Below are 23,552 nucleotides of genomic sequence, written 5' to 3' on the forward strand. Positions count from 1 at the left end.
GAAGGCCGAACCTTCTGCCTTTTCATCGAAGTTTTTGCGTCGAGCGGTCCCGCGCATCGCGCGGAATCCAGAGGCGGAAAAATTCGGTGTCGCGCATATTGGTTCACAACCTCAATTTGATATTATGGCCAAGTTGAGTATAGTTAGCCCCGATAATTTATCAGGTGAGCCTACCTGGTTATCTTATGAATGAGTCAGAAGAGGACTCACAGCACGAGTTACTTGCCCACGTTCTCGTTCCGGTCGCACATGAAGAGGATGCGCTGAAGACAGCGAACGCACTTGCACCCTATAATCCGAATCGAGTGACAGCCCTTCACGTCGTCGAAAAAGCCGGTGGCGCACCCGACAAAACGCCTGTTGAACAATCCGAGGAGGTAGCCGCGGAAGCGTACGCGGCCGTTCGCACGATCTTTTCTGATGCTCAAACGCAGACAGCATACGCGAGGGATATTGTTGGGGCCATCTTCGAGACAGCTGACGAAGTCGGTGCCAGCGCAATCGCCTTTCGATCCCGAGGAGGTAATCGGATCATGCACTTTCTCTCTGGCGACTTGTCATTAAAACTCGTCACCGAAGCTGATCGGCCCGTCATTGCACTTCCCCACATCGAATCTGAGGAGTGATGTCTATCGATTGGAGTAGTCAACAATTTGGATAGGTTACCCGTCTTTCGGGACTGCTATTCAGAGTCCTCGCGGAAGAAATACGTCGCCATTTCTGAGGAACCGCATACAGTGCAGCGGTCGCGGTTCTCGTCGTAGTTCGAGCCACAATGGCGACACTCGTGGAGCATAATTGAGCCACACGAGGTCTTTGGGTCGGTATTGAACAGTAAATCAGAAAGAAATTTCGGAAGACGCATTAGCACTATGCCGGTACTGTAGAATCCGAGTCATCTGTTTTCTTGAAGGGGTCTATAGTCGGTTGCTTTTCTCCATGAGGCGAGAACAGCGTGACGATGTCGTTCGATTGAATTACCGTGTCCCCATGTGGAGTCATTGTCTCGTCACCACGTTCAATTGCGATCAGTAACGTATCATCATCGAGTAGTCTCGCTTCGACGGCCTCCTGAATGGTCCGTCCAACAATCGGTGCTTCCTCTTCGACGGTGATATCGACGACCTCTGCGCCGCCCGATAGTGAAATCGAGTCCGCGAGTCGCACGTCCTGACCGTTGTCGGGGCCGAAGGGGGCGTAGGGGTGGTGTTTCTCGTCTTGAACAAGCATTTCATCTTCGATTTCAAGCCCGAGATTCGAGAGCTGGCGCCCGATTCGACGCAACTCCGTCGTGTCCTCGCCGACCGCAAGAACATGCATGTTCGTCCGACCCCCCATCAGTTCGCGGACGTTGACGATGCCTGGGATCGTGCCGGCCTGCGCTGTGATTCGCTCGATGTCGGGGAACGGAACGTTACACAGAAACAGGTTCGTCAGTCGACCGTCGGCTCGCTCGAAGTTGACTTCTGCGTGGTAACCCGTAATGATACCGTGATCCTCAAGGCGAGCAATTCGGTTGCGGATTGTCGCCGGTGAGACATTGACGTGCTCGGCAATCTCGGGTGCGGACGTCGTACGCGCGTCGTCCATTAGAGCGTAGAGTATTCGTCGATCGATTTCGTCTAAACGATATTCATCCGCTGACCCCGAGTCGGACACCATGATCGTACTCTGATTTTTTCCTCGGTAGTAATAGTACCCCCACATTTTCGACCCGCTAAATTGATCCGGTGAAGATACTGATTCCGTAATCAATTCGTAGGTTCTATATGTCTTTCCCGGGCAAGTGGAGACAGACCTCGGCGTCTCTCGATGAATCGAGAGTGCGAAACAAACGAAAGCCATGTCAGAAGAACTAGAACGCGACCTCGGACTGGCCTCAGTCGTGGCCATTAGTATGGGGGCGATGATCGGCAGCGGAATCTTCATTCTGCCCGGGTTGGCCATGGCCGAGGCTGGTCCGGCGGTCATCCTAGCGTTCGTCGTTGCTGCCGTTCTCGTCCTCCCGGCAGCGGTCAGTATCGCCGAACTTGGTACGGCGATGCCCGAAGCGGGCGGCGATTACATCTTCATCGAGCGTGGCATGGGTCCAGGCGCAGGGACGATTGCAGGCCTCGGAACGTGGCTGATGTTGATGTTCAAAGGAGCACTCGCGCTCGTCGGCGGGATGTTGTATATTGGTCCGATTTTCGACCGAGTCGGGCTCGAAGTGACGGGTGTGTTCCTCGAACTCGGCATTATCCAGATCACGCAACTCGAACTGCTGGCAGTTGTGATCGGTATCCTGTTGATCACCGTCAACATGATCGGTGTCAAGCAGACCGGTGGCCTCCAGAAGATCCTCGTCCTCATCATGCTGTTCATCCTCGGCGGATTCGTCGCACTCACGGGCGGGAACGTCGAGGGAGGAAGCTACGCAGGGTTCTTCGATGAAGGTGCAGTCGGGTTGTTCGCCGCGACCGCGATGGTGCTGATATCATACGGCGGCGTCACGAAGGTCGCTGCTGTCGCCGAAGAAATCGAGAATCCCGGCAGAAATCTCCCGCTCGGCTTGTTGCTCTCACTAGGCCTCACGACAGGTCTGTACGCGCTGATCGTGTTCGTGCTCGTAGGCACCATCGATGCGGCCACACTGGAGGGGTCAGAGATTCCGATGGTGGACGGGGTCGATCCGTTCTTTGGATTCGTCGGCGTCGTCTTGATCGTAATCGCCGCCATGTTCGCGTTGATTAGCACGGCCAACGCTGGTATCCTTACTGCCTCACGATACCCCTTCGCGCTAAGCCGTGACAACCTGCTCCCGGATCAGTTTGCAACGGTCAGCAGCCGCTTTCGAACGCCGACGACTGCGATACTCACGACTGGTGGTGCGATGCTGCTCATCATCGTCACCCTCCCGGTTGACGAGATCGCAAAGACTGCAGGAGCCTTTCAGATCGTGGTCTATATCCTGGTCTGTCTTTCTCTGATCGCGTTTCGCCGTCGTGACCCGGAGTGGTACGAACCCGATTTCCGGTCGCCGCTGTATCCGTGGATTCAGTGGTTTGGCGTCGTCGCTGGACTCGGAATCCTCACGCAGATGGACACACTCCCACAGGTCGGCGGCGTCGGCATCGCGCTCGTGGGGGCGCTCTGGTACTGGTTCTACGGCCGACCGCGGGTTGACCGAACTGGACTCGTCGGCGAGGCGATGATCGACGCGGTCGAACCAGCACCGGAAGGGGACGATGAGACACCGTACCGAGTCGTTGTTCCAATAGCGAACCCAACAACCCAACGGCAACTCCTTCGATTGGCCGCAGCGAGCGCGGCGAACGAGGACGATGCGGAACTAGTCGTCACGAATGTCATCACAGTCCCCGACCAGACATCGCTCGCCCAGGAGGTCGAATACGAGGAAGAACGGATCAAACGACAGCAGGAACTCCTCGCAGAGGCGGAGGATATTGCCCAAGAACTCGGCATCGGACTCCGTACCCGGGCGATTGTCGGTCGAGACGTCGGGGAAACTATCTTGCACGTGATCGAGCAGGAGGACGCTGACGATGTCGTGATGGGGTGGTCGGGAACGCGGAAGCGCCGCGAACGTGTCCTCGGCTCGAACATCGACAAGATCATCGAGCGTGCCCCGTGTGAAGTCACCCTGGTGAGACAGGGTGACGACGAATCCGTCGGGGATGTCGTCGCATTCGTTGGCGAAGGGCCGTACTCGTCGGTCGCCGTCCGGAAGGCGGCGGCGTTCGTCCGAGCCGAGGCGGGTGCGTCGCTTACGCTGGTGAACGTCCAGCCATCCGTTGAGGATGAAGATCCAACGGATGCAGTCGAACGCGGCCGCGCTCTCATCGAGGAAACCGCCCGCACGGCCGGCGTCGAAGAATACGACTCAGATGTCGTCATCAGCGAGAACATCGAGTCGGAACTTGTTTCGATCGCCAGTGAATACGAGGCGACCGTTCTCGGCGTCTCGCGGGTGAATTCCATCGAACGGTTCCTCTCGGGCGCAATACCAGAGACCATCGGCGAACAGGTATCGGGGACGATTGTCCTCGTCCGGAGCGGCGAGAAGACCCGCCGCTCGCTCCGATCTGCGATCATCCAACGACTCTCGTCCTGATATGAGCACCAGCACGTTACCGATCGACGAGGAGACGAACTGGCGACAACGCATTGCACTGACGGTAATCGGTATCGCCGCAATCCTTGTCCTGTACACGTTACTCTACCAGTGGGCGTCGAGCGCGTTCACCGGGCAGGAGATTTCGTTCGCCCAGGCGCTCCAGAAGGTCGTCGAGATCGTCACCACCGCAGGGTTCGGTGGTGATACTGACGTGTGGGAACAGAGCGATCGGTTCGCTCTGATGATTGTGTTCATGAACCTCTCGGCTGTGCTCCTGGTCTTCGTCGCCATTCCGCTGTACGCCGTACCGCTGTTCCGGCAGGCAATGAAAACTCGGCCGCCGACGACCAGCGATCTGACTGATCACGTAATCATCTGTGGCTACTCCGCCCAGGACGAGGTGTTGCGTAAGGAGCTTCAGGCGGTCGATATCCCGTATCTGTACGTCGAACCAGACCCCGAACTGGTGATGGAGTTGAACGAGCGAGGGCTCAACGCAATCATGGGCGATCTGGAGTCGGCCGACACCTATCGCGCGGCCAACGCCACTCACGCACAAGCTCTCGTGGCTGACATCGACGACGAGACGAATCCCACCGTGATCCTTTCGGCCAACCAAGTTAATCCCGACCTGCGAACAATCAGCGTTATTAAAGAACTGGAAGTTGAGACCTATCACCGCTACGCGGGGGCCGACGATATCGTCTCAACTCGACAACTGTTAGGGAAAAGCCTCGGGCTGCGTGCGGCGGGTACCTATGCGGAAAAGCTTCAGCAAGCGATCGAGGTCGAGAGCGACCTCCAGATCACAGGGGTGTTAGTCGAGAAGGGGAGCGACCTCGTCGGCCAGACATTAAGAGAATCCAGGGTCTTCGATCGGATGGGCGTCACGATCGTTGGTGCCTGGATCGGCGGGAAGTTCGTCGTCACCCCTGATCCGGACACCGTAATCGAGGAGAACACGATCCTTCTAATCACCGGCGAGCACGATGACTTCGAGGATTTGCAGACCCGAAAGATTCCGGCACACGATGAGCACGAGCCACGGGTGGTCGTCTGTGGTTTCGGGACGGTCGGTCAATCAGTCGTCGAAACGTTGCAAGCGGAGGGACTCCAAGTAGAGTCGATCGACATCGAACCCAAAGACGGTGTAGATATCATCGGCGACATAACAGACCCGGAGACATTGGAGCGAGCAAACGTCGAGGACGCGCGTGCCGTGGTCCTCTCGATTGACGAGGATACGACCACGATTTACGCAACGCTAATTCTCAATCAACTCGCACCGGACACCGAGATCGTCGCCCGCGCTGGCGGCGACGATAGCGTGCAGAAACTCTACAACGCCGGCGCTGACTTTGTGCTCTCACTCTCTCACTTGACCGGTGAGAGCCTGGCGTCGTTGCTAATAGAGGAGTCGGAGATCCTGACTCCTGACGTCAACTTTGAATTCATCCGGGCGTCAGTGCCGACGTTTATTGGACAGAGTCTGGGTGAACTCGATTTGCGAAATCAAACCGGCTGTACGGTCGTTGCGGTCGAGCACAACGGCGAGGTATTGACAGACATCGGCGCGAACTTCACGATCGAAGGAGACGATGTGCTCATTGTTGCTGGCAGCAAGGCATCGCGGAATCGATTCCACCAGTTAGTCACAGAGATGGAAAAGAACGATACTAGCTGATTGTCCCAAAATCACCATATAATACATCGAACATTATCTGTTTGAACGTGTTCTAACCCACCTATTACCTCTATCGGTAACATCACGACCCAGCAACACTCACTTCACCTACACCGGTCGATCCGGACATTCCACAATCGACCAAACTCTCGGCTGCATTCGCGCTATCTATTCAACACGGTACGATGGATTTCAGTGTAATCTGACAACGATTCTGGCGCTCACTTCGCATGTGTAGTGAATGGAGTTTCATGGAAACAGTTTACTAAAGAAGGAGATTTCAACAGAGCCTTACAGGAACCAGTTCCGGTGAGGTATTTCATATGATCCTGTGGGACACGCCCCCATTTGATTTTCCGTTCCCAATCGTTGATTCGACTGAAGCCACGCTTCGCGAGGTCGGGGTTGTGGTGTTTGATGCGCTCCTGATCGTTATAGACTGCCGGATGAATTCGATATCGACTCGGCGCGTTCGGCACGGTTACGTGTCGCGTTCGAAGCCAATCTTGGCTGCCAGCTCCTCAACAGTAAGGAAGGGTTCGTCTTCACTTTCCTCGGAATCGCCGCCCCGTTCGGTAATGACTTGCCGCTCATCGGGCAACATGTCGTCTTCGGGTTCAGACGAATTTGCCGCATCGGGACGTCCAGCCATGTCCTATTGGATAACTGGGGACGGTAAAAATCGTTATAAATGTGAGGCCGTTTACCTGTTTTCCAGAGTACACAATCGGCACGTAATGCGTAATCGGTGTTAACAACCGCGTCAAATCCCGTCACTCCACCGGCGACACGTCCGTCACCGTTCCCACGCCCTTGCTCCGGCCCTCGCGGAAGACGAACTTCTGGCCCTCTTCGACGAGGTAGGGGCGGAATTTGAAGCGAACGCGCGTCGTCCCGGTGTCGCCGGGAAGCAGCCGCCCGTCGTCGGGGTGGAAGGCGGCGGCCTCGCCGATCGTCTCCAGGTGGACGACGGGTTCGTAGCCGTCGCCGATGCGCGTCGGGTGGTTCAGGACCATCACCTCGGCTTCGAACTCGCGAACGGGGTCGGGATCGGCGTCGGCCGGCAGGAGGACCATCCCCCGTTCCAGGGCTGACTCCTTGATCCCTTTCAGCGCGATGCCGACGATGCGGCCAGACCGGGCGTGGTCGACGCGGTGGTAGTGCATCTCGATCGAGCGCACCTCGACCTCGCGAAAGCGGCCGTCGGGCATCGGCCCGACGAGGAGTTCGTCGCCGGCTTCGACCTCGCCCGACTTGATCGTCCCCGAGGCGACCGCGCCGACGCCGGTGACCGAGTAGGATCGATCGACGTACATCCGGAACTCGCCGTCGTCGTCGGCCGTCTTCGGCAGGCGATCGAACAGCTCGTCGAGGACGTCCAGGCCCTCCATCGTGACGGCGCTCGTTTGAACGATCGGGACGACGGTGTCGCTCACCTCCTCGACGGCGGCGTCGACGCCGTGTCTGGAGACCGACAGCGGCGACTTCTCGACGTCGCGCAGCAGGCGCTCGACCTCGCGTTCGACTTCGGCAACCCGCGCCGGGTCGACCGCGTCGGTCTTCGTGATCGCGACGATCGTCGGCAGCTCCGTCGCGAGCAGGACGCCCAGGTGCTCTCGAGTGACGCGCGTCGGTCCGTCCTCGGCCTCGACGACGAGCAGGCCGTAATCTAACTTCTGTCCGACGAGCCCGCGGATCGTGGTCCGCAACCAGGGTTCGTGACCGACCGTGTCGACGAACGAGACCAGCCGGTCTGCGTCCTCGACGACGGCCGCGCGATCTTCCTTCCGGTTCGGATTGCGGACGTGGACCGGCCCGTCGTCGTCGAACCCGTAGACGGCGTAGGAGAGGTCCGCCGAGAGGCCGCGCTCGACCTCGTGAGGTTTGACGTCCAGAAACGCGCGGGTTCCGCCGTCGCCGTCGTCGGCCCGACCGGTGACGAGCGAGCCGACCAGCGTCGACTTGCCGTGGTCGACGTGGCCGGCCGTTCCGATGACGATGTGTTCGTCGTCGGTCTCCAGGACGGCGCCGTCACAGACGGTCGCGACGCCGACGAGGCCGTCGTCGCCCGCGCCGTTTCGCGAGACGCCCGCTTCGCGGTCGACGCCCCAGGTCTGGACGTCGTCGATGTGCGCGCCGGCCTCCTCGGCGAGCAACGAGAGGACGTCCATCGACTCGGAGAACGCTTCGTGGGAGATACCCGCGAGGCCGCCGTCGTCGGTCACGCCCACGACGTACGTCGCCTCGCCGTCGCCCGAAAGCACGCGGTGGCGAAGCTGGGCCGCTAGACTCTCCCGGCGACCCTCTGCCAGGTGAACGTTCCGGGAGAGTCGCTCCTTGAACTCGACGTTGCCACCGTCCTCCTCGCCTCGGTCCAGGGCCCGCTGCAACAGGGCCCGGTCACGGGACATATAGTTCGCTACCCACTCACACAGGAAAAGCCTTCTCTAGTGCTAGATGGTAGCATGTAACTATTTGCTGGCCGCGCTATACGATTTCGGGGCGGCTTTGAAGCCGCTTCGGCTCGAAGTCACCGTATGAGCGTCAGCGGCCTCTGTCAGATCTGCGAATCGCGGCCCGCCCAGGAGCGCTGTGACAACTGCGGCGCGCTCGTCTGCGAGGAGCACTTCGAACGAGGACTCGGCCTGTGTGCCACCTGCGCCGCCCAGGCGGATCCGGGCCGGGACGAAGAGACCGACATACACCGGTTTTGAGCCACCACCGTACCCATGACCACCATCAGAAAGTTGTTCGGCGACGCCGTCGGGTTCGGCGAACGCCACTGCCTCGATCTCCGCACAGACGACGGTGATCTCGTCGCGCAGAATCCGAACGAGAACTGCCCCGTCGAGATTCTCGTCTCCGAAGGACTCGACGAACTATCCGAGAAACCACCCGGCCATCCGGTCTACGTCGAGATTCAACGCGAGTTCGTCGGCGATCGGGTCGTCGGTCGAGTGATCTCAGCTACCTGCCCGGACGAAGAACAAACGCCCTAGGTGTCACTCCTCGCGATACTGGTTCAGGCGCGCTTTCAGGCGCTTTGCGGCCCGACCGGCCGCGGTGGCGAAGGCGTCGCCGGTCGCGTCTTCGCCGGCGAAGATAATTCCGCGCGAGGAGTTGACGAGGCCGACGCCGCCGGCCAGACCGTACTCGACGGCCGCCTCGGCGTCGCCGCCCTGGGCGCCCACCCCGGGGACGAGGAAGGGGAGATCCGGCACCTGTTCGCGCAGCGACTCGAGTTCGTCCGGGTTGGTCGCGCCGACGACGAGTCCGACGTTGTCGTTTTCGTTCCACAGATCGGCGAGCGCCGCGACCCTCTCGTAGACCGCCTCACCGGTCTCGAGTTCGAGGTCCTGCAGATCGGCGCCGCCGGGGTTGGACGTGCGACAGAGGACGAAGACGCCGGCCTCTTCGTTCGCCAGAAACGGCTGCAACGAGTCGCGGCCCATGTACGGATTGACGGTGATCGCGTCGGCCGTCGGTCCCGGCGCGTCCGGGTTGACGAGTTCGGCGTACTGACGGGTCGTGTTGCCGATGTCAGCGCGTTTGGCGTCGAGCAGGACGGGCACGTCCTTGCCGTGGGCGTAGGCGATGGTCTCCGCCAGCGCCCGCCAGCCGTCGGGATCCTCGTAGAAGGCCGCGTTCGGCTTGTAGACGGCCGCGTGTTCGTGCGTGGCATCGATGATCCGGCGGTTGAACGCCCACCGCGGCAGGTCGTGATCCTGGAGGTGAGCCGGAATTCGCGAGAGATCCGGATCCAGGCCAACCGAGACGACGCTGTCGACCGTGACGATACGGTCGTGCAACCGATCGAAGAAGTTCATATTCCCGGCTGAGCGGTCGACCGCCGAAAGGGTTGCTATCGACGGCGGGACCACTCCGGCGCTGAAACAACGTCACAGCGCCGCGACGGCCGAGAGGCCCCCGACCGCGGGAACGTCCCCGGTCACTCACCCGGATACGCCATCGTCGAGAGGAGGGCGTTCTCCGCCTGCCGGGAGTCGAGTCGCGTGTGCTGGCAGACGACCGGGACGTCCGATTCGATCACGGTCGCGAAGTCCGCACCCGTCGGAATCGGCTCGGGTTCGTCGAAGTCGTTGAATCGGAAGTGGCTCGTCCGGCGGGCCGGCACGGTTTTCTCGTACGGGCCGACCGGGTCCCGATCCGAGAAGTAGACGGTGATCTCGAGCGTCGCCTCCTCGTCGCCCGCGTTCAGCACGCAGAGCGTCTCGTGGCTCTCCATCTCCGGCTCCGGGCCGGTGCTTTCTTCCGGAATGTACCCCTCGGGAATCGCCCACGTACGCGTACCAATCATCCTCGATCACCCGGGTTGGCCCTCTACGAACGGCCGAATAACCTCGCGGCTTGTACCCTCAGGTCGTGACGAGGGTGGGCCTACGTAGCCGTCGAAACGAACCGACAGTGCTCGAGCGAGTCTATCGAAACGGCAGCGTTTTAGGTATGTATATGATATGAATTTGTATGGCTGAGACACGACGCGTCGGGGAACGGGGCCAGGTAACGCTCCCGAAACGACTCCGGGAGTCGTTCGACATAAGCGGCGGCGACGAAGTCGAAATTCGCGAAGAGGGTGGCAAGATCGTCATCGAGAAACCGATTACACGCGACGAACTCGCCGCAGGATACCGAAACCGCGCCGACCGAGACGGGAAACTCGCGGACGCCTTCGACGGGACGTCTCGCGAAGCCACGGAGTACCTCGGCGACGCGCCGGAGTGGGAGTGACATGCACGTCCGCCGCGGCGATATCGCGATCGTCGAACTAGAGCCGACTCGCGGATCGGAACAGCGCGGGACGCGGCCGTGTCTCGTCGTGCAAAACGATATCGGGAACGAAAACGCACCGACGACCGTCGTCGTCCCGTTTTCGACGTCGTTCGGGGATCGGCTGTACCCGTTCGAAGTGCTCGTTTCCGCCGATGAATGCGCGCTTCGATCGGATTCGGTCGCGATCTGTAGTCAGATTCGAACTGTCTCGACCGAGCATCGGATCCGAGACGTCGTCGGATCGGTTCCGGACGAGCGACTGGACGAGGTAGAGACGGCCCTCGAGTACAGTCTCGGCTTGCGTTCGCCCGCTCGATAGAAGCGTCTCCCCGAAACTACGAGGATGGCAACAACCGCCGGATAGCCACCCAGGTGAACCGCTCGGAGACCCCCAACACTCAATCTGGCTCCCGGTGGATGCTCGATGATGAGCCCCGACGAAACAAACTCGGTGATCGAGATTCCCGTCGACGGGGTCGCGCTCGAGGGCGAACTCGTGATTCCTCCGGGGGCGTCCGGGCTGGTCGTCTTCGCCCACGGGAGCGGCAGTAGTAGACACAGTCCGCGCAACAACGCAGTCGCCGAGACGCTGCGCGAACGCGGGCTGGCAACCCTGCTGTTCGACCTGCTCACCGAAGCCGAGGATCGCGACCGGGCGACGCGATTCGACATCCAGTTGCTCACAGATCGCCTCGTCGCGACGACGGGCTGGCTCCGCAACCGTCCGGAGACGAGCGCCCGCTCAATCGGCTACTTCGGGTCGAGCACGGGCGCCGCGGCGGCCCTCCGCGGCGCGGCGAGGCCGGAGGCAGAAATCGACGCGGTCGTCTCGCGCGGCGGCCGGGTGGACATGGCCGAGGCGGTACTCGACGACGTGACCGCGCCGACCCGACTGATCGTCGGGGGAGACGACGAGTCGGTGCGCGAGTTGAACCGGGCGGTCTACGACCGGCTCTCGTGCGAGAAATCGGTAGAGATCGTCGAGGGCGCGGGCCACCTCTTCGACGGACCGGGGGAACTCGACGAAGTCGCCGACCTCGCTGCGGACTTGTTCTCGACGCACCTCGGGTAACCCCCCGAGAAGGGCTCGTTCGTCGCGCGGCCAACGCTCTTTGACCTCGGGGGCGAGCGATCGAGTATGGACGTCACCGACGCGATCGAAACGCGGATCGAACTCAGGGAGTTCGCCGACGAGGCCGTCGACGACGGGACGAAGCGGGCGATTCTCGAGGCGGGACGACTCGCCCCGAGCGGCAAGAACACCCAGCACTGGCGTTTCGTCCTGATCGACGACGTGGACGATCTCGCGGCCCTGGCCGAGGAATCGCCGACCGCCGGCTGGGTGGCCGGAGCCGACTTCGCCATCGCCATCTGTACCGACCCTCGGCGCTCGTTCAACGAGATCGACGCCGGCCGCGCGGCGACGCACATGCAACTGGTCGCCTGGGAACGCAACATCGGCTCGTGTCTGTTCACGGGCGATCGGCCCCCGATTCGGCAGCTACTCGAGGTCCCCGACGAGAGCGACCTCACCGCGTTTCTCGGCTTCGGCCATCCGATCCGCGAGATTCGCGGGGAGAAAGACCGCGAGCCGCTGGACGCGGTGGCGTTTCACGGGACCGTCGGTCGACAGCTCGAGCTCGACGGCTGAGCCCTCAGAACAGCCGGACGGTCGGGCCGCTCGCCGTAACCTCGTCTTTGAACGCCTCGGCGTCGGTTTCGATGGCCTCGAACGTATCGTAGTGGACCGGCAACACGAGATCGGGATCGATCCGCTCGACGAGCGAGGCGGCTTCGTGGCGATCCATGGTGTAGTGACCGCCGATCGGCGGGAGCAGGACGTCCGCGGAGACGGATTCGTGTTCGTCGAGAACGTCCGAATCGCCGACGTAGTACGCGGTCACGTCGCCAATGGAGAGGACTACTCCGATCCCGTCACCCTCGGCGTGGAACGGCTCGCCGTCGTCGTCGACGTGGTCGCCGTCCGATCGGTTGTACGCGGCCACGGCGCGAACCTCGATACCGGAGACGGCGAGTTCCCCGCCGACCGACACCGACCGGACCGACGCGTCGCCGTCGAGGTCGTCGGTGTCGACGCCCTCGAAGACGACCACCGCGGTGTCGTCGGCCGAAACTGCAGCGATCGCGTCGGGATCGTAGTGATCGAAGTCGTCGTGAGTCACGAACACCAGGTCGGCGTCGTGGGGTTCGCCGTCTATGACTTCTTCCCACGGATCGACGTAGACGATCCGGCCGTCCGGCGTTTCGATCCGGACGCTCGCGTGGCCCAGTCGCTCGAACGTGACCGCTTCGTATTCGACGCTCATACGCCCCGTCCACCGACGGGGAACTTAAATCCTGTTCGACTGGTGTGACGAGACGGTTCTGGTCGAGGTGAACGGAGAACGAACTGGTGGTCACGACTCGGTATCGAGGTAGGCAATCGCTTCGGCGTCGGTCACCTGTCCGAAATCGCGGTAGAACTGACCCACGGCGCGGAAGTGAGACGGGGTCTCGAGGGCGATCACCGCGTCGGCTTCGGCCTCGAGCTGAGCGAGCGACGTCGGCGAGCCGACGGGGACGGCGAGGACGACGCGCTCTGCGCCGGCGTCTCGAACCTGCCGGAGACACGCGATCGCGGTCGCCCCGGTCGCGACGCCGTCGTCGACCACCACGACCGTCCGTCCAGCGAGTTCGGGCAGTCGCCCGTCATCCCGGTACTGCATCGCTTTCTGATACGCTGCGTCCGCTTCGACTTCCCGCTGGCGCTCGACGTACTCCGAAGAGACGCCGAGTTCATCGACGAAATCGTCGTTGAGCCAGAGGCTGCCGTCGCTGGCTGCGGCGCCGATCGCCAGCTCCGGATTGCCCGGCGCACCCAGTTTCGAGGCAACCACGACGTCGAGCGGCGCGTCGAGGGCGTCCGCGACCGGCCGGGCGACCGGGAGCGCCCCGCGCGGAATGCCGAGGACGATATCGGCGTCGACGCCCTCGGCCGCCAACCGCTCGCCCAGCCGGGTTCCGGCCTCGGTTCGATCGTCGAACATGGTCGCTAGGTGTAAGCCTGACGAGCGTTTGGGCCTGTCGCCTGCGAGTGACGAACGCGGTGCGGGCACGGTTCGGTCCGCTAGCTTCCGACCGTCACTCGAACGACGAAAGCACGTCTTCGGCGAACGCGTCGACGAACGCGGCCTGGTTGGTGTTGACGTTGTGGAGGTAGACCCGGTCGGCGATCTCGCGGTCGCGCTCGATCCACTCGACGTGGTCGTCGAGATCGGCGGAGACGCGGACGTTCTCCTCGACGTGTTCTTCGTGGATCTCCGCGCCGAGTTCGTCGAACTCCTCGGGCGTCCGTAGCTGCTGGGTGACCGGACCCGGCACGCAGTTTGTTCGCCACTGGTCCGTGGCACCCATCAGGGCCGCGTCGTCGTCTTCGTCCCACGAGAGCTGCGTCTTCAGGTAGACGTCCTTCGCGGGAGCGTGCTCGCGGTAGGCCTCGACGCGGGCCGCGTCCGCCTCGTGATCGGGCGTTCCGAGCGTGATCATCCCGTCGACCCAGTCGGCCCGACCGAGCCAGCTCGCCGTCTCCTCGGAGAGGGCGGCCCCGACGACCGGAGGCGGTGAGTCTGGCCGCGTCCACAGCGTCGCGCGCTCGACCGTCACGTGGCCGTGATGGGTCACCTCCTCGCCGTCCCAGAGTCGCTGCATTATCTCCGTCGACTCGGCGAGGCGCTCGTTTCGCTGTTCCTTGACCGGCCAGTCGGTTCCCGTGATTCCCTCGTTCAACAGCTGGCCGCTCCCGACGGCGAACCAGAGGCGCTCGGGAAACATCTCGCGGAGCGTCGCGGCCGCCTGCGCGATGATCGCCGGGTGGTACCGGTATCCGGGCGCGTTGACCGTCCCGTAGGTCATCGAGGTGTTCGCCATCGCCGCACCCAGCCAGGACCAGACGTGGCCGGACTCGCCCTGGCGCTCGCTCCAGGGATGGAAGTGATCGGATGCGAGCACGTGCTCGAACCCGCGCTCGTCGGCGCGCTCGACCAGGGCGAGGAGCTCGCTCGGTGGGAACTGCTCGTGGGAAGCGTGGTAGCCGAGATCGGTCATCGGCGCCCTCCGGGTGACTGCTCGTAAGCGTACGGTCGTTCGGGACTCACGCTCGCGTGCTCGACGACCGGAACCGTAATTCACCGGGCTGGGTGTGCATGGTCGGCAGATGGCGGCCACTCCCTCGCCAGTTGCGAGACGCTACGATCAGGATCGGGCGACCATCCGTCCGTTCGATACGGACGTTTTTGTCCGTCGGCGTGGTACGTCTCCCGATTCACCGACCGCTCACATGACCACCGAGTACCTACCCATCGACGCCTACGGTGCGATCGGCAACGACAATCGCTGCGCGCTCGTCGGCCGGAACGGCTCCGTCGACTGGTGTCCGTTCCCACACGTCGAGTCGCCGAGCGTCTTCACCGCGATCCTAGATTCCGACGAGGGCGGACGGTTTCGTATCGAACCGACCGACGAGTACGACGCCGAGCAGTCCTACGTCGACGGGACGAACGTCCTGCGAACGAGGTTCGAGACCGACGCCGGAACGGCCGTCGTCACCGACTTCATGCCCGTCAGGGAGGGCGAAGCGCCGGACGAACGGTTCCAGCAGTCGCTCTACCGAAAGGTCGAGGTCCTAGAGGGAAGCGTCGAACTGGGCGTCGAGTTCGCGCCTCGCTTCGACTACGGCCGCGCCGAGACGACGCTCGAACGCACCGACGAGGGCGACCTGCTCGCGCGAGCTGGCGACGGCCACCTCGCAGACGGCGACACCGACGACCGCGCGCCAGCGGGCGGGAACGAGCAACCCGACGGAGCTCAGGACAGTGAACCCGCCGACGTGGCGGCTGAGGATCTCGACCGCGAGAGTGACGTGCTCTACCTCCACGGCGTCGACCTCGATCGCGTCGACGAAGCGGACGCAACGGCGACGAAGACGGTCACGATGGACGCGGGCGCCGTCCGCTGGTTCTGCTGTCAGTACGGCGCGCCCGATCACCGCTCGACCGACGACTACCAGACCATCCTCGAAGAGACGATCGACTACTGGCGTACCTGGCTCGAGGGCTGCAGAGAGGGCGGCGCAGACCTGCTCTCGTTCGAAGACGAGTGGCAGGAGGGACTCACCCGCTCCGCGCTCGTTCTCAAGCTCCTGATTCACGAGGAGACCGGCGCCATCCCGGCAGCCCCGACCACCTCGCTTCCCGAGGAACTGGGCGGCGAGCTAAACTGGGACTACCGGTACAACTGGATACGGGACGCGAAGTTTACCGTCCAGGCGCTGTACATGGTCGGCCAGGAGCGCGAAGCCCGGAAGTATTTCGAGTGGTTTCGCGACATCGGTCACGAAGATCCGGCGGAGATCCAGCCGCTGTACGACCTCCACGGCGGCACCGACATCGACGAGGAGATCCTCGACCACCTCTCGGGCTACCGCGACTCCACGCCCGTCCGGATCGGTAACGCCGCCGCCGGGCAGAAGCAACTCGACATCTACGGGACGATCGTTCAGGGCATCTACGAGACGGTTCGCTACGAGGACGGGCTCACCGACGAGGACTGGGACTCGGTGCGCGCGCTCGCCGATCACGTCTGCGACCACTGGGACGAGAAGGGCGAGAGTATCTGGGAGTTTCGCGACCTCCACGAGCACTTCGTCCACTCGAAACTGCTCTGCTGGGTCGCCCTCGACCGGGCGCTCCGACTGGCCGAGGAGTACGATCGCGACGGGCCGTTCGATCGATGGGAGGGAGAACGAGCCGAGATCCGCGAGGCGATCGAGACGCGCGGGTACGACGAGGAGGAAGGGACGTTCCGACAGTTCTTCGGCGCCGACGAGGCGCTCGACGCGACGGCGCTGCTCATCCCGCTCTACGACTTCCTGCCCGCAGACGACGAGCGAGTGCTGGGAACGATCGACGCGGTCATCGACGAGCTGACCACCGACGACGGGCTGGTCGTCCGCTTCGCGAACAGCCCCGCTCGCCCCCGCGAATCCGGCGGGTTCGTCCTCTGTGGGTGCTGGCTGATCGACGCGCTCGTACTCGCTGGACGGGTCGAGGAGGCGCGCGAGTACTTCGACGCCCTACTCGAGTACGCCTCGCCGCTCGGCCTCTACTCGGAGATGATCCACACCGACGACGGATCCCATCTCGGAAACTACCCGCAGGCGTTCAGTCACATCGGGATCATAAACAGTGCGATCTACCTCGCGAGCGAGGACGAAGCGATCCGCGACGTCCTCCCCGACGACCTGGAAGCCGGCGACGTCGCCCCGCTGTTCAGACAACACGACGGGTAGGAAAACCGGCGGCCCGAGTCGGTCTCGCCGATTCGTTCGCCGCTCAGGCCGGTACCGATTTCGGATCACGATCCCAGTGTCGATGGGCGGCGATGGCGTCGACGAACGCCTCGACGAACGCGTCGAGGTCGTCGTTGCGACAGGTTACGACGCCGGCATCGGCGACGAGTTCGCCATCGCCGGCGATTTCCGTGTCCGGCAGGTCGACGTCCTCGAACAGGGTCGTTCCCTCGCCCAGGGCGGCGATCGGCTTGTAGTGCTTGAACGCCTCGGCGACGAAGTGTTTGGGATCTCCCTGCTGGCGCATGGCGTCGACGCTCTCGCGCCCGCCGGGAACGACGATCGCGTCGAACGCGACCGAGGCCGCCGCGACGTGGTGCTGGTCGGGTTCGGCGGTCTCGCCGTCTGTCCCCGATTTCTCGCCGAGGAGTTTCGAGATAACCTTGACCCGGGCGCCCTCGTCCTCCAGGGCCGACCGGAGCGTCGAGACGTGGTCGTCGTCGAACCCGTCGTCGACCAGCATCGCGATCTTTCGGGTCTCGATCGTGTCCGGCGTCCGGTTTTCCATGCTGAGCGAGGGATCCTCCCTGTCGTGGTCCGGCAGGTCGTCGCCCGGTTGCTCCGGCGGTTCGACGCCGATTCCTTCGGCGACGCGTTTTGCGAACTCGTGGTCGACGTTGTTGAAGAGATCGTGGACCATCCGTTCGCGAATCTCCATCCGGTCGACCTTGCCGAGTTCGAAGTGGGCGGCGTCGACGATGTTCCGTTTTTCGGGCTCGGACGCGCTGTTCCAGAACAGCCGCGCCTGCGTGAAGTGGTCCTCGAAGCTGTCGCTTCGGTTTCTGATTTTCTCCCCGGAGATCTTTTCCGCGAAGTGTTCGTAGCCCCCTTCCGCTTCGGGGACCTCTCGCGGGTCGTCGTCGCCGATCGAGTTCGGTTTGTACGATACCTTCCCCTGATTGATCTCCTGGCGCATGAAGCCCGCACGCTGATTGTTGTGCCGCTCGGCGAGCGGGCGGTTGATCGGAATCTCGTCCCAGTTGGCGCTGTTGAAGCGGTTGAGCTGGGTGTCCTGGTACGAGAAGAGCCGACCCTGCAGCAGCGGATCGTTCGAGAAGTCGATTCCGGGGACGACGTTTCCGGGGTGAAACGCGACCTGTTCGACCTCGGCGAAGAAGTTGTCGGGCGTCTCGTTCAACACCATCTTTCCGATCGGTCGTACCGGAACCTCCGTCTCGGGAACGATCTTGGTCGGGTCGAGCACGTCGAAGTCAAAGGCCTCGGCCTGCTCCTCGTCGAAGAGCTGGATCCCGAGTTCCCACTCCGGTTCGTAGCCTTCCTCGATGACGTCGTACAGGCCCTTCCGGTTGAAATCTGAACTCTTGCCCCAGAGCTTCGTCGTCTCGTCCCAGACGAGCTGGTGGGTGCCGAGTTTCGGCGTCCAGTGGAACTTGACGAACACCGACTCGCCGTCGGCGTTGACCAGCCGGAACGTGTGGACGCCGAATCCCTGCATCATCCGGTAGGCCCGCGGGAGGGCGCGACCGGAGAGCACCCACATGATCATGTGCGTGATTTCGGGCTTGAGCGAGGCGAAGTCCCAGAACGTGTCGTGGGCCGCAGAGGCTTGCGGGATTCCGTCGTCGGGTTCGGGTTTGATCGCGTGGACCAGATCCGGGAACTCCATCGCGTCCTGGATAAAGAAAGGCGGCATATTGTTTCCGACGAGATCCCAGTTTCCCTCCTCGGTGTAGAACTTCGTCGCGAAACCGCGGACGTCCCGGACGGTGTCTGAGGACCCCCGGGAGCCGACGACCGTCGAAAAGCGGACGAACACGGGCGTCTTCTGGTCGGCATTGGTCAGCACCGTCGCCTTCGTCACCTCCTCGAGATCGTCGTACTCGTCGCCGAGATCGGGATCCTCGTAGGGCTGGAAGTAACCGTGGGCGCCCGTCCCGCGGGCGTGGACGACCCGTTCCGGGATCGACTCGTGGTCGAACTGGGTCATCTTCTCCCGGAAGTGAAAGTCCTCCATGATCGTCGGACCATGCTCGCCCGCCTTCAGGGAGTCGTCCGTGTCGCTGATCTTGACGCCGTGATCGCTCGTCAACTGCTCGCCCTCCGGGTTCTCGCGAACCTCGTCGAGCTGGTCGCGCTTGCTCCGGTCGTCGACATCCTCACCGTGGCCCGTTCCCTCCCGGCCGTCGTCGGTGACCGGTTCGTCCTCGAGGTCGGGTTCGTCGTCGTGAGCGAGGTCGTCAATCGGTTCGTTGTCGTGAGAGTCGGTCGATTCGTCGTCGTGAGCGTCGTCTGGTGTGTGCGGTGTCATGGCTAGTTCTGGTCGAGGTGGATTCGGTGATGTTGCGATGCAGCCGAGACTGCGTCGACGGTCACGGGACTCGCTTCCACGAACGATGGGGTAAAACTGCCACCCCGTCGAGCCCCCGACCGTTCAGGCTTGCGAGTTGGTTTGTGACGCCACGGATCTTGTGACAAATGTGAAACGTTGTTTCGATCCGGACGCGATATCGCCGAGAAGGGGGTTGATTTCGATGTTCGAACATCACCCCCTCAAATTGACACTATTCGTTCGTTCGTCGGTTCCTCCGGACGGTCACGTCGATCGGACTACCCACCGTCGAGTGCAACCGTTCGTTGGCGCGTGTAGCCTCAGCAAAACCCGTTCAATTCGACACCAGTTTCGTCACAACGATCGCTGAAGCGCCATCCAGGTCGATCGATTTCGACGGATCGCCGTCGGGAGTCGTGATGGCCGCTCGCCCCGACGAGCGTAATGGTGTGTTTCTAGGGACGCCGGACACTCGTGGCCTTCTGAGAGAATTTGGGTGCCAACACGTCACACACAAAATGGCCCCTTGCCCCGTGAAATCGTTGGCCCGCTTTAACCGGGTCGCCGTCCAGCCAACACGTCGAGGCATGAGCGACAACAAACTGATAGCCGTAACACTAGCCGTGATAATGCTGTGTTCGGGCTTCGCCGCGGTCGGCGCGGCCGCCCCGGGCGCATGGAGCGTAAGCGACGAACACGACGTGGACGAAGACGGAGAACTCCACGTTACGATCGATGACGCCACCGTCTTCGTCGTCCACGACGAGGACGACGTCCCGGTGGACGACCCGGACGAGAACGACGTCGATGATGAAGACGCACCCGCGGACGACGAAAATGGGGTAGATGACGAGGACACCGTTGACGACGAGGAGAACGGTGTTGACGACGAAGCCCCGGCCGAAGATGAAGACGATGCACCGCCGGCTGACGACGATAACGGTGTCGACGATGAAGACACCCCCGCAGACGATGAAAACGGGGTAGATGACGACAACGGCGTTGACGACGAAGACGCACCCGCTGACGAGGATGACGACACGCCCGCTGACGACGAACACGACGAGATGGACGATGCCGAGTTCGACCGGTACGACAACGTCCAGCTCGACGTGACCATCCAACAGGCCGACATGGTCGACCTCGGCGAGGACCCGATGAACGGGTACGACGACGCTGACGACAACGGCGTCGACGACGAGGACAACGGTGTCGACGATGAAGACGCCCCCGCAGACGATGAGAACGGCGTTGACGACGAGGACAACGGCGTCGATGACGACGAAATGATGGACACCCAGCAGGTGTCGATCGATCAGGCCGTCGTCTTCGTCGTCCTCGACGACGATGACGCGACCGAGAACGGTGACGAACTCGACGACGAGCAGCTCGAACGCGCCACGATCTTCGTCTTCATCGGCGACGATACCGTCGACGACATGAACGACAACGGTGTCGACGACGAGGAGGCCGGTGTCGATGACGAAGAGAACGGCGTTGACGATGAAGACGCCCCAGCTGACGACGAAAACGGCGTCGATGATGAGAACGGCGTTGACGACGAGATGGACGACCACGAGGTCACCATCTCCGACGCCACGATCTTCGTCTACACCCAGCAGTCACTCGACGAACTGATGGATGACGACGTCCATGACGACGAGAACGGGGTAGATGACGAAAACGGCGTTGACGACGAGGACAACGGCGTCGACGATGAAGACGCCCCAACTGACGACGAAAACGGCGTTGACGACGAAGACGCACCAGCCGAAGAGGATGACGACGCACCGGTAGACGATGACGACGAACACACCGACGACGAGTCGATGAGCGTCACCATCGAACAGGCGACGATCTTCGTCTACGAACACGAAGACGTCGACGACGAGCCTGTCGATGACGAAGACGACCACACCGACGACGAAGACGCGACAACTGACGACGAAGACGACCACACTGACGACGAGAACGGCGTCGACGATGACGAGAACGGCGTCGGCGATGACGAGGACGTCGGCGAGGACGACGAGGAGGCTGACGACGCCCAGCCCGCGACGACCCACTGCACCTGCTAAGGGTCGCTGCAGTCGCGGTATTTTTTCGACGGACGACGGATTCGATAGCGGCGGTACTGGCTCCGTAGGGAGTCGACACCGATCCCGTCGAGAGCGCCAGTGTCACGAACCTCGCGCCCACCATCGCTGTAGGCGCGGAATTCGCGTCGTCCTTTGACGGTACTCCGCGGTGTATACGGGTTCTATGCGCACACCGTACCTCGTACTCGGAACGATCGTTCTCGTCGCGACCGTCGTCGACATCCTCTGGACGACCCTCTGGGTCGACGGCGGCTCGGGTCCGCTCTCGGGTCGCCTGACGACCGGCGTCTGGCGTGGACTCAGATGGGCGAGCCGCGAGGAGACGCGACTGTTGAGCGTCGCGGGGCCGCTGATCCTCGTCGCCACGCTGGTGATGTGGATCGCCGGCCTCTGGGTCGGCTGGAGCCTCCTGTTCGCCGGCGACCGAACCGCCCTGCTGAGTACCCACACCGGCGAACCGGCCGACTGGACGGGTCGCGTTTACTACGTCGCCTACACGATGTTCACGAACGGAAACGGCGACTACACGCCGACGAGCGGCGGCTGGGAGATCGCCAGCGCGCTGACGACTGCCACCGGGATGGCCTTGGTCACCCTCGGCGTCTCCTACGTCCTGACGGTCCTCTCTGCGGTCTCCGAAAAGCGGTCGTTCGCCAGCACCGTCACCGGCCTCGGCGAGCGAAGCGAGGCCTTCGTCCGGGCGGGGTACACCGAACGGGACGGATTCGACGGACTCGACCTCCCGCTCGAATCGCTCGCGAATCAGCTCAGCGTACTCGCTGACCAGCATCAGGCCTACCCGATTCTACACTACTATCACAGCGAGCAGTCGGGAAACGCGTCGGCCGTCGCCGTCGCGATCCTCGACGAGGGACTCACGCTCGCCCGTTACGGCGTGGCAGCGAACGTCCAGCCGAAGCCGACGCTCGTCCGGACGGCCCGCTCGAGTACGGACCAGTACCTGGACACCCTCGGGTCGGCGTTCATCGACCCCGCCGAGCGAACCCCGCCGCCGCCGAACCTCGATCGCCTTCGCGAAGAGGGGATCGAGACCGTCTCCGACGAGCGATTCGCGGAGGTGCTCGACGCAAAACGAGAACGCCGACGGAAACTCCTCGGCGTGGTCGAGGGCGACGCCTGGGAGTGGCCGCCGGTCGAGGAGGGATGACCCTCTCCGACCAGTCCAGATTTGATTGGACCATCATCGACGAGTCGGTCGACGGTTAGACCGGAACCGTCTTCAGTTCGCTTAGAATGATGAGGCGTCGTTCCCACTCAATTAGTGTGGGACCGCTCCGCCAGTTCGTCGGCTCGTCATGTCAGCCCACATTTCGTTCGATCAGGCTATTTCGGCACGCATCCGTATCATCTATCACGCGAGAATCCGTTCCGAGCCGTATGACGTCCGAAGATCCGCCCATGGAAACGACAGTCAGTGATCGGGGAATGGTAGCGATCCCGGCATCCCTTCGCCGACGACTGGACATCGAAGCCGGGGACAAGATCCGATGGGACGTCGACGAGGACGGGACGCTCTCCGTCGAGGTCGTTCGCCAGCGCTACGGCGCGTTCGAAGACGACGACCTGAAGGCCGCGATGGGCGGCGACGGTCCCGAAACGTAGCTCGCTAGGGGTTCGCCGATACGTATTCCCGCACGGTCGCCATACCGCAGACCATGCCCGAGTACTACGAGGATATCTCGATCGGCGACACGAGAGAGTTCGGCGAGCGAACGGTCACCAAGGACGAGATCGTCGAGTTCGCGGAGAAGTACGATCCGCAGCCGATCCACGTCGACGAGTCGGCGGCCGAAGCGACCATGTTCGGCGGGCTGATCGCCAGCGGTTGGCACACGGCCGCGATCTGTATGCGCCTGTTCGTCGATCACATGGCCGACGAGACGTGGGTCGGCGCCCGCGGCGTCGACGAGCTTCGGTGGATTCGGCCGGTCCGTCCCGGCGATACGCTCTCGCTCTCCGTCGAGGTCGTCGAGAAGCGACCCGACGAGTCGAATCCCGAGGTCGGGCGGGTCCACACCCGTTTGACGGCGACGAACCAGCGAGACGAAGCCGTCATCTCGTGGATCGGCCTCGGAATGGTGAGACGTCGAGAGTCGGCGTAGGTATAACCGGTCACGCACGGACCGAAACCACAAACTGGTGTG

General features: G+C 62.5%; 23 protein-coding genes. 14 read left to right on the top strand and 9 right to left on the bottom strand.

Annotated elements, in window-relative coordinates:
• Nucleotides 1–185 precede the first annotated feature (185 nt).
• Nucleotides 186–626: a universal stress protein gene (locus NKH31_RS02650; RefSeq protein ID WP_254863596.1), complete on the top strand. Its 441-nt coding sequence runs from the start codon at nucleotides 186–188 to the stop codon at nucleotides 624–626.
• Between the two features lie 244 nt (nucleotides 627–870).
• On the opposite strand, the gene NKH31_RS02655 is transcribed toward NKH31_RS02650, so the two are convergent.
• A complete protein-coding gene (locus NKH31_RS02655) occupies nucleotides 871–1,662 on the bottom strand; it encodes an Lrp/AsnC family transcriptional regulator (RefSeq protein WP_254864847.1) in 792 nt (263 codons plus the stop codon).
• Between the two features lie 181 nt (nucleotides 1,663–1,843).
• On the opposite strand from NKH31_RS02655, the gene NKH31_RS02660 reads away from it, so the two are divergent.
• Both NKH31_RS02660 and NKH31_RS02665 read left to right on the top strand, forming a co-directional pair.
• A complete protein-coding gene (locus NKH31_RS02660) occupies nucleotides 1,844–4,114 on the top strand; it encodes an amino acid permease (protein WP_254863597.1) in 2,271 nt (756 codons plus the stop codon).
• A 214-nt stretch (nucleotides 4,115–4,328) separates the two neighbouring features.
• Nucleotides 4,329–5,801, top strand: a complete 1,473-nt coding sequence (locus NKH31_RS02665; RefSeq protein WP_343217293.1) for a potassium channel family protein — start codon at nucleotides 4,329–4,331, stop codon at nucleotides 5,799–5,801.
• Between the two features lie 481 nt (nucleotides 5,802–6,282).
• Here the strand turns inward: NKH31_RS02665 and NKH31_RS02670 are convergent, their stop codons facing one another.
• Nucleotides 6,283–6,453 carry a hypothetical protein gene (locus NKH31_RS02670; protein ID WP_254863599.1) on the bottom strand — a complete coding sequence of 57 codons (171 nt, stop codon included), beginning with the start codon at nucleotides 6,451–6,453 and terminating at the stop codon, nucleotides 6,283–6,285.
• A gap of 121 nt (nucleotides 6,454–6,574) precedes the next feature.
• Nucleotides 6,575–8,212, bottom strand: coding sequence for a GTPBP1 family GTP-binding protein (locus NKH31_RS02675; RefSeq protein WP_254863600.1), 1,638 nt, complete (start codon nucleotides 8,210–8,212; stop codon nucleotides 6,575–6,577).
• Nucleotides 8,213–8,338: 126 nt separating this feature from the next.
• On the opposite strand from NKH31_RS02675, the gene NKH31_RS02680 reads away from it, so the two are divergent.
• The gene (locus NKH31_RS02680; protein WP_254863601.1) at nucleotides 8,339–8,515 is read left to right on the top strand and encodes a hypothetical protein; all 177 of its coding nucleotides are present in this window, start codon (nucleotides 8,339–8,341) and stop codon (nucleotides 8,513–8,515) included.
• 15 nt (nucleotides 8,516–8,530) lie between these two features.
• Complete coding sequence (locus tag NKH31_RS02685; protein ID WP_254863602.1) at nucleotides 8,531–8,800, top strand: hypothetical protein; 270 nt, start codon at nucleotides 8,531–8,533, stop codon at nucleotides 8,798–8,800.
• Nucleotides 8,801–8,803: 3 nt separating this feature from the next.
• On the opposite strand, the gene pyrF is transcribed toward NKH31_RS02685, so the two are convergent.
• Nucleotides 8,804–9,628, bottom strand: coding sequence for an orotidine-5'-phosphate decarboxylase (gene pyrF, locus NKH31_RS02690; protein WP_254863603.1), 825 nt, complete (start codon nucleotides 9,626–9,628; stop codon nucleotides 8,804–8,806).
• A gap of 122 nt (nucleotides 9,629–9,750) precedes the next feature.
• Nucleotides 9,751–10,119, bottom strand: coding sequence for a sensory rhodopsin transducer (locus tag NKH31_RS02695; protein ID WP_254863604.1), 369 nt, complete (start codon nucleotides 10,117–10,119; stop codon nucleotides 9,751–9,753).
• A gap of 161 nt (nucleotides 10,120–10,280) precedes the next feature.
• Between NKH31_RS02695 and NKH31_RS02700 the strand changes: the two genes are divergently transcribed.
• From NKH31_RS02700 to NKH31_RS02715, 4 genes are all read left to right on the top strand, one after another.
• The gene (locus tag NKH31_RS02700; RefSeq protein ID WP_254864848.1) at nucleotides 10,281–10,550 is read left to right on the top strand and encodes an AbrB/MazE/SpoVT family DNA-binding domain-containing protein; all 270 of its coding nucleotides are present in this window, start codon (nucleotides 10,281–10,283) and stop codon (nucleotides 10,548–10,550) included.
• A gap of 1 nt (nucleotide 10,551) precedes the next feature.
• Nucleotides 10,552–10,911, top strand: a complete 360-nt coding sequence (locus NKH31_RS02705) for a type II toxin-antitoxin system PemK/MazF family toxin (protein ID WP_254863605.1) — start codon at nucleotides 10,552–10,554, stop codon at nucleotides 10,909–10,911.
• A 108-nt stretch (nucleotides 10,912–11,019) separates the two neighbouring features.
• A complete protein-coding gene (locus NKH31_RS02710; protein WP_425492298.1) occupies nucleotides 11,020–11,664 on the top strand; it encodes a dienelactone hydrolase family protein in 645 nt (214 codons plus the stop codon).
• A gap of 66 nt (nucleotides 11,665–11,730) precedes the next feature.
• Entirely contained in the window at nucleotides 11,731–12,243 is a 513-nt protein-coding gene (locus NKH31_RS02715; RefSeq protein WP_254863607.1) for a nitroreductase family protein, read from the top strand.
• 4 nt (nucleotides 12,244–12,247) lie between these two features.
• Here NKH31_RS02715 and NKH31_RS02720 read toward each other — a convergent pair whose 3' ends face one another.
• From NKH31_RS02720 to NKH31_RS02730, 3 genes are all read right to left on the bottom strand, one after another.
• Nucleotides 12,248–12,919: an MBL fold metallo-hydrolase gene (locus tag NKH31_RS02720; RefSeq protein ID WP_254863608.1), complete on the bottom strand. Its 672-nt coding sequence runs from the start codon at nucleotides 12,917–12,919 to the stop codon at nucleotides 12,248–12,250.
• Nucleotides 12,920–13,009: 90 nt separating this feature from the next.
• On the bottom strand, nucleotides 13,010–13,639 hold the full coding sequence (locus NKH31_RS02725; RefSeq protein ID WP_254863609.1) for a phosphoribosyltransferase: 630 nt from the start codon (nucleotides 13,637–13,639) through the stop codon (nucleotides 13,010–13,012).
• A 94-nt stretch (nucleotides 13,640–13,733) separates the two neighbouring features.
• Nucleotides 13,734–14,696 (bottom strand): TIGR03885 family FMN-dependent LLM class oxidoreductase, encoded by a 963-nt coding sequence (locus NKH31_RS02730; protein ID WP_254863610.1) that lies wholly within the window; start codon nucleotides 14,694–14,696, stop codon nucleotides 13,734–13,736.
• 232 nt (nucleotides 14,697–14,928) lie between these two features.
• On the opposite strand from NKH31_RS02730, the gene NKH31_RS02735 reads away from it, so the two are divergent.
• Nucleotides 14,929–16,938: a glycoside hydrolase family 15 protein gene (locus NKH31_RS02735; RefSeq protein ID WP_254863611.1), complete on the top strand. Its 2,010-nt coding sequence runs from the start codon at nucleotides 14,929–14,931 to the stop codon at nucleotides 16,936–16,938.
• A 43-nt stretch (nucleotides 16,939–16,981) separates the two neighbouring features.
• Here NKH31_RS02735 and NKH31_RS02740 read toward each other — a convergent pair whose 3' ends face one another.
• Complete coding sequence (locus NKH31_RS02740; protein WP_254863612.1) at nucleotides 16,982–19,267, bottom strand: catalase; 2,286 nt, start codon at nucleotides 19,265–19,267, stop codon at nucleotides 16,982–16,984.
• A 608-nt stretch (nucleotides 19,268–19,875) separates the two neighbouring features.
• On the opposite strand from NKH31_RS02740, the gene NKH31_RS02745 reads away from it, so the two are divergent.
• From NKH31_RS02745 to NKH31_RS02760, 4 genes are all read left to right on the top strand, one after another.
• Nucleotides 19,876–21,366: a nucleolar 14 family protein gene (locus NKH31_RS02745; protein ID WP_254863613.1), complete on the top strand. Its 1,491-nt coding sequence runs from the start codon at nucleotides 19,876–19,878 to the stop codon at nucleotides 21,364–21,366.
• A gap of 184 nt (nucleotides 21,367–21,550) precedes the next feature.
• A complete protein-coding gene (locus NKH31_RS02750; RefSeq protein ID WP_254863614.1) occupies nucleotides 21,551–22,555 on the top strand; it encodes a potassium channel family protein in 1,005 nt (334 codons plus the stop codon).
• 230 nt (nucleotides 22,556–22,785) lie between these two features.
• Entirely contained in the window at nucleotides 22,786–23,010 is a 225-nt protein-coding gene (locus NKH31_RS02755; RefSeq protein ID WP_254863615.1) for an AbrB/MazE/SpoVT family DNA-binding domain-containing protein, read from the top strand.
• 53 nt (nucleotides 23,011–23,063) lie between these two features.
• Nucleotides 23,064–23,510: a MaoC family dehydratase gene (locus NKH31_RS02760; RefSeq protein ID WP_254863616.1), complete on the top strand. Its 447-nt coding sequence runs from the start codon at nucleotides 23,064–23,066 to the stop codon at nucleotides 23,508–23,510.
• Nucleotides 23,511–23,552 lie beyond the last annotated feature (42 nt).

Source organism: Halovivax gelatinilyticus, from assembly GCF_024300625.1.
Lineage (GTDB): Archaea > Halobacteriota > Halobacteria > Halobacteriales > Natrialbaceae > Halovivax > Halovivax gelatinilyticus.

Coding starts and splice junctions, on each gene's coding strand:
- NKH31_RS02650 (WP_254863596.1), top strand. CDS start 186: ATGAATGAGTCAGAAGAGGACTCACAGCACGAGTTACTTGCCCACGTT.
- NKH31_RS02655 (WP_254864847.1), bottom strand. CDS start 1,662: ATGGTGTCCGACTCGGGGTCAGCGGATGAATATCGTTTAGACGAAATC.
- NKH31_RS02660 (WP_254863597.1), top strand. CDS start 1,844: ATGTCAGAAGAACTAGAACGCGACCTCGGACTGGCCTCAGTCGTGGCC.
- NKH31_RS02670 (WP_254863599.1), bottom strand. CDS start 6,453: ATGGCTGGACGTCCCGATGCGGCAAATTCGTCTGAACCCGAAGACGAC.
- NKH31_RS02675 (WP_254863600.1), bottom strand. CDS start 8,212: ATGTCCCGTGACCGGGCCCTGTTGCAGCGGGCCCTGGACCGAGGCGAG.
- NKH31_RS02680 (WP_254863601.1), top strand. CDS start 8,339: ATGAGCGTCAGCGGCCTCTGTCAGATCTGCGAATCGCGGCCCGCCCAG.
- NKH31_RS02685 (WP_254863602.1), top strand. CDS start 8,531: ATGACCACCATCAGAAAGTTGTTCGGCGACGCCGTCGGGTTCGGCGAA.
- pyrF (WP_254863603.1), bottom strand. CDS start 9,628: ATGAACTTCTTCGATCGGTTGCACGACCGTATCGTCACGGTCGACAGC.
- NKH31_RS02695 (WP_254863604.1), bottom strand. CDS start 10,119: ATGATTGGTACGCGTACGTGGGCGATTCCCGAGGGGTACATTCCGGAA.
- NKH31_RS02705 (WP_254863605.1), top strand. CDS start 10,552: ATGCACGTCCGCCGCGGCGATATCGCGATCGTCGAACTAGAGCCGACT.
- NKH31_RS02710 (WP_425492298.1), top strand. CDS start 11,020: ATGAGCCCCGACGAAACAAACTCGGTGATCGAGATTCCCGTCGACGGG.
- NKH31_RS02715 (WP_254863607.1), top strand. CDS start 11,731: ATGGACGTCACCGACGCGATCGAAACGCGGATCGAACTCAGGGAGTTC.
- NKH31_RS02720 (WP_254863608.1), bottom strand. CDS start 12,919: ATGAGCGTCGAATACGAAGCGGTCACGTTCGAGCGACTGGGCCACGCG.
- NKH31_RS02725 (WP_254863609.1), bottom strand. CDS start 13,639: ATGTTCGACGATCGAACCGAGGCCGGAACCCGGCTGGGCGAGCGGTTG.
- NKH31_RS02730 (WP_254863610.1), bottom strand. CDS start 14,696: ATGACCGATCTCGGCTACCACGCTTCCCACGAGCAGTTCCCACCGAGC.
- NKH31_RS02735 (WP_254863611.1), top strand. CDS start 14,929: ATGACCACCGAGTACCTACCCATCGACGCCTACGGTGCGATCGGCAAC.
- NKH31_RS02740 (WP_254863612.1), bottom strand. CDS start 19,267: ATGACACCGCACACACCAGACGACGCTCACGACGACGAATCGACCGAC.
- NKH31_RS02745 (WP_254863613.1), top strand. CDS start 19,876: ATGAGCGACAACAAACTGATAGCCGTAACACTAGCCGTGATAATGCTG.
- NKH31_RS02750 (WP_254863614.1), top strand. CDS start 21,551: ATGCGCACACCGTACCTCGTACTCGGAACGATCGTTCTCGTCGCGACC.
- NKH31_RS02755 (WP_254863615.1), top strand. CDS start 22,786: ATGACGTCCGAAGATCCGCCCATGGAAACGACAGTCAGTGATCGGGGA.
- NKH31_RS02760 (WP_254863616.1), top strand. CDS start 23,064: ATGCCCGAGTACTACGAGGATATCTCGATCGGCGACACGAGAGAGTTC.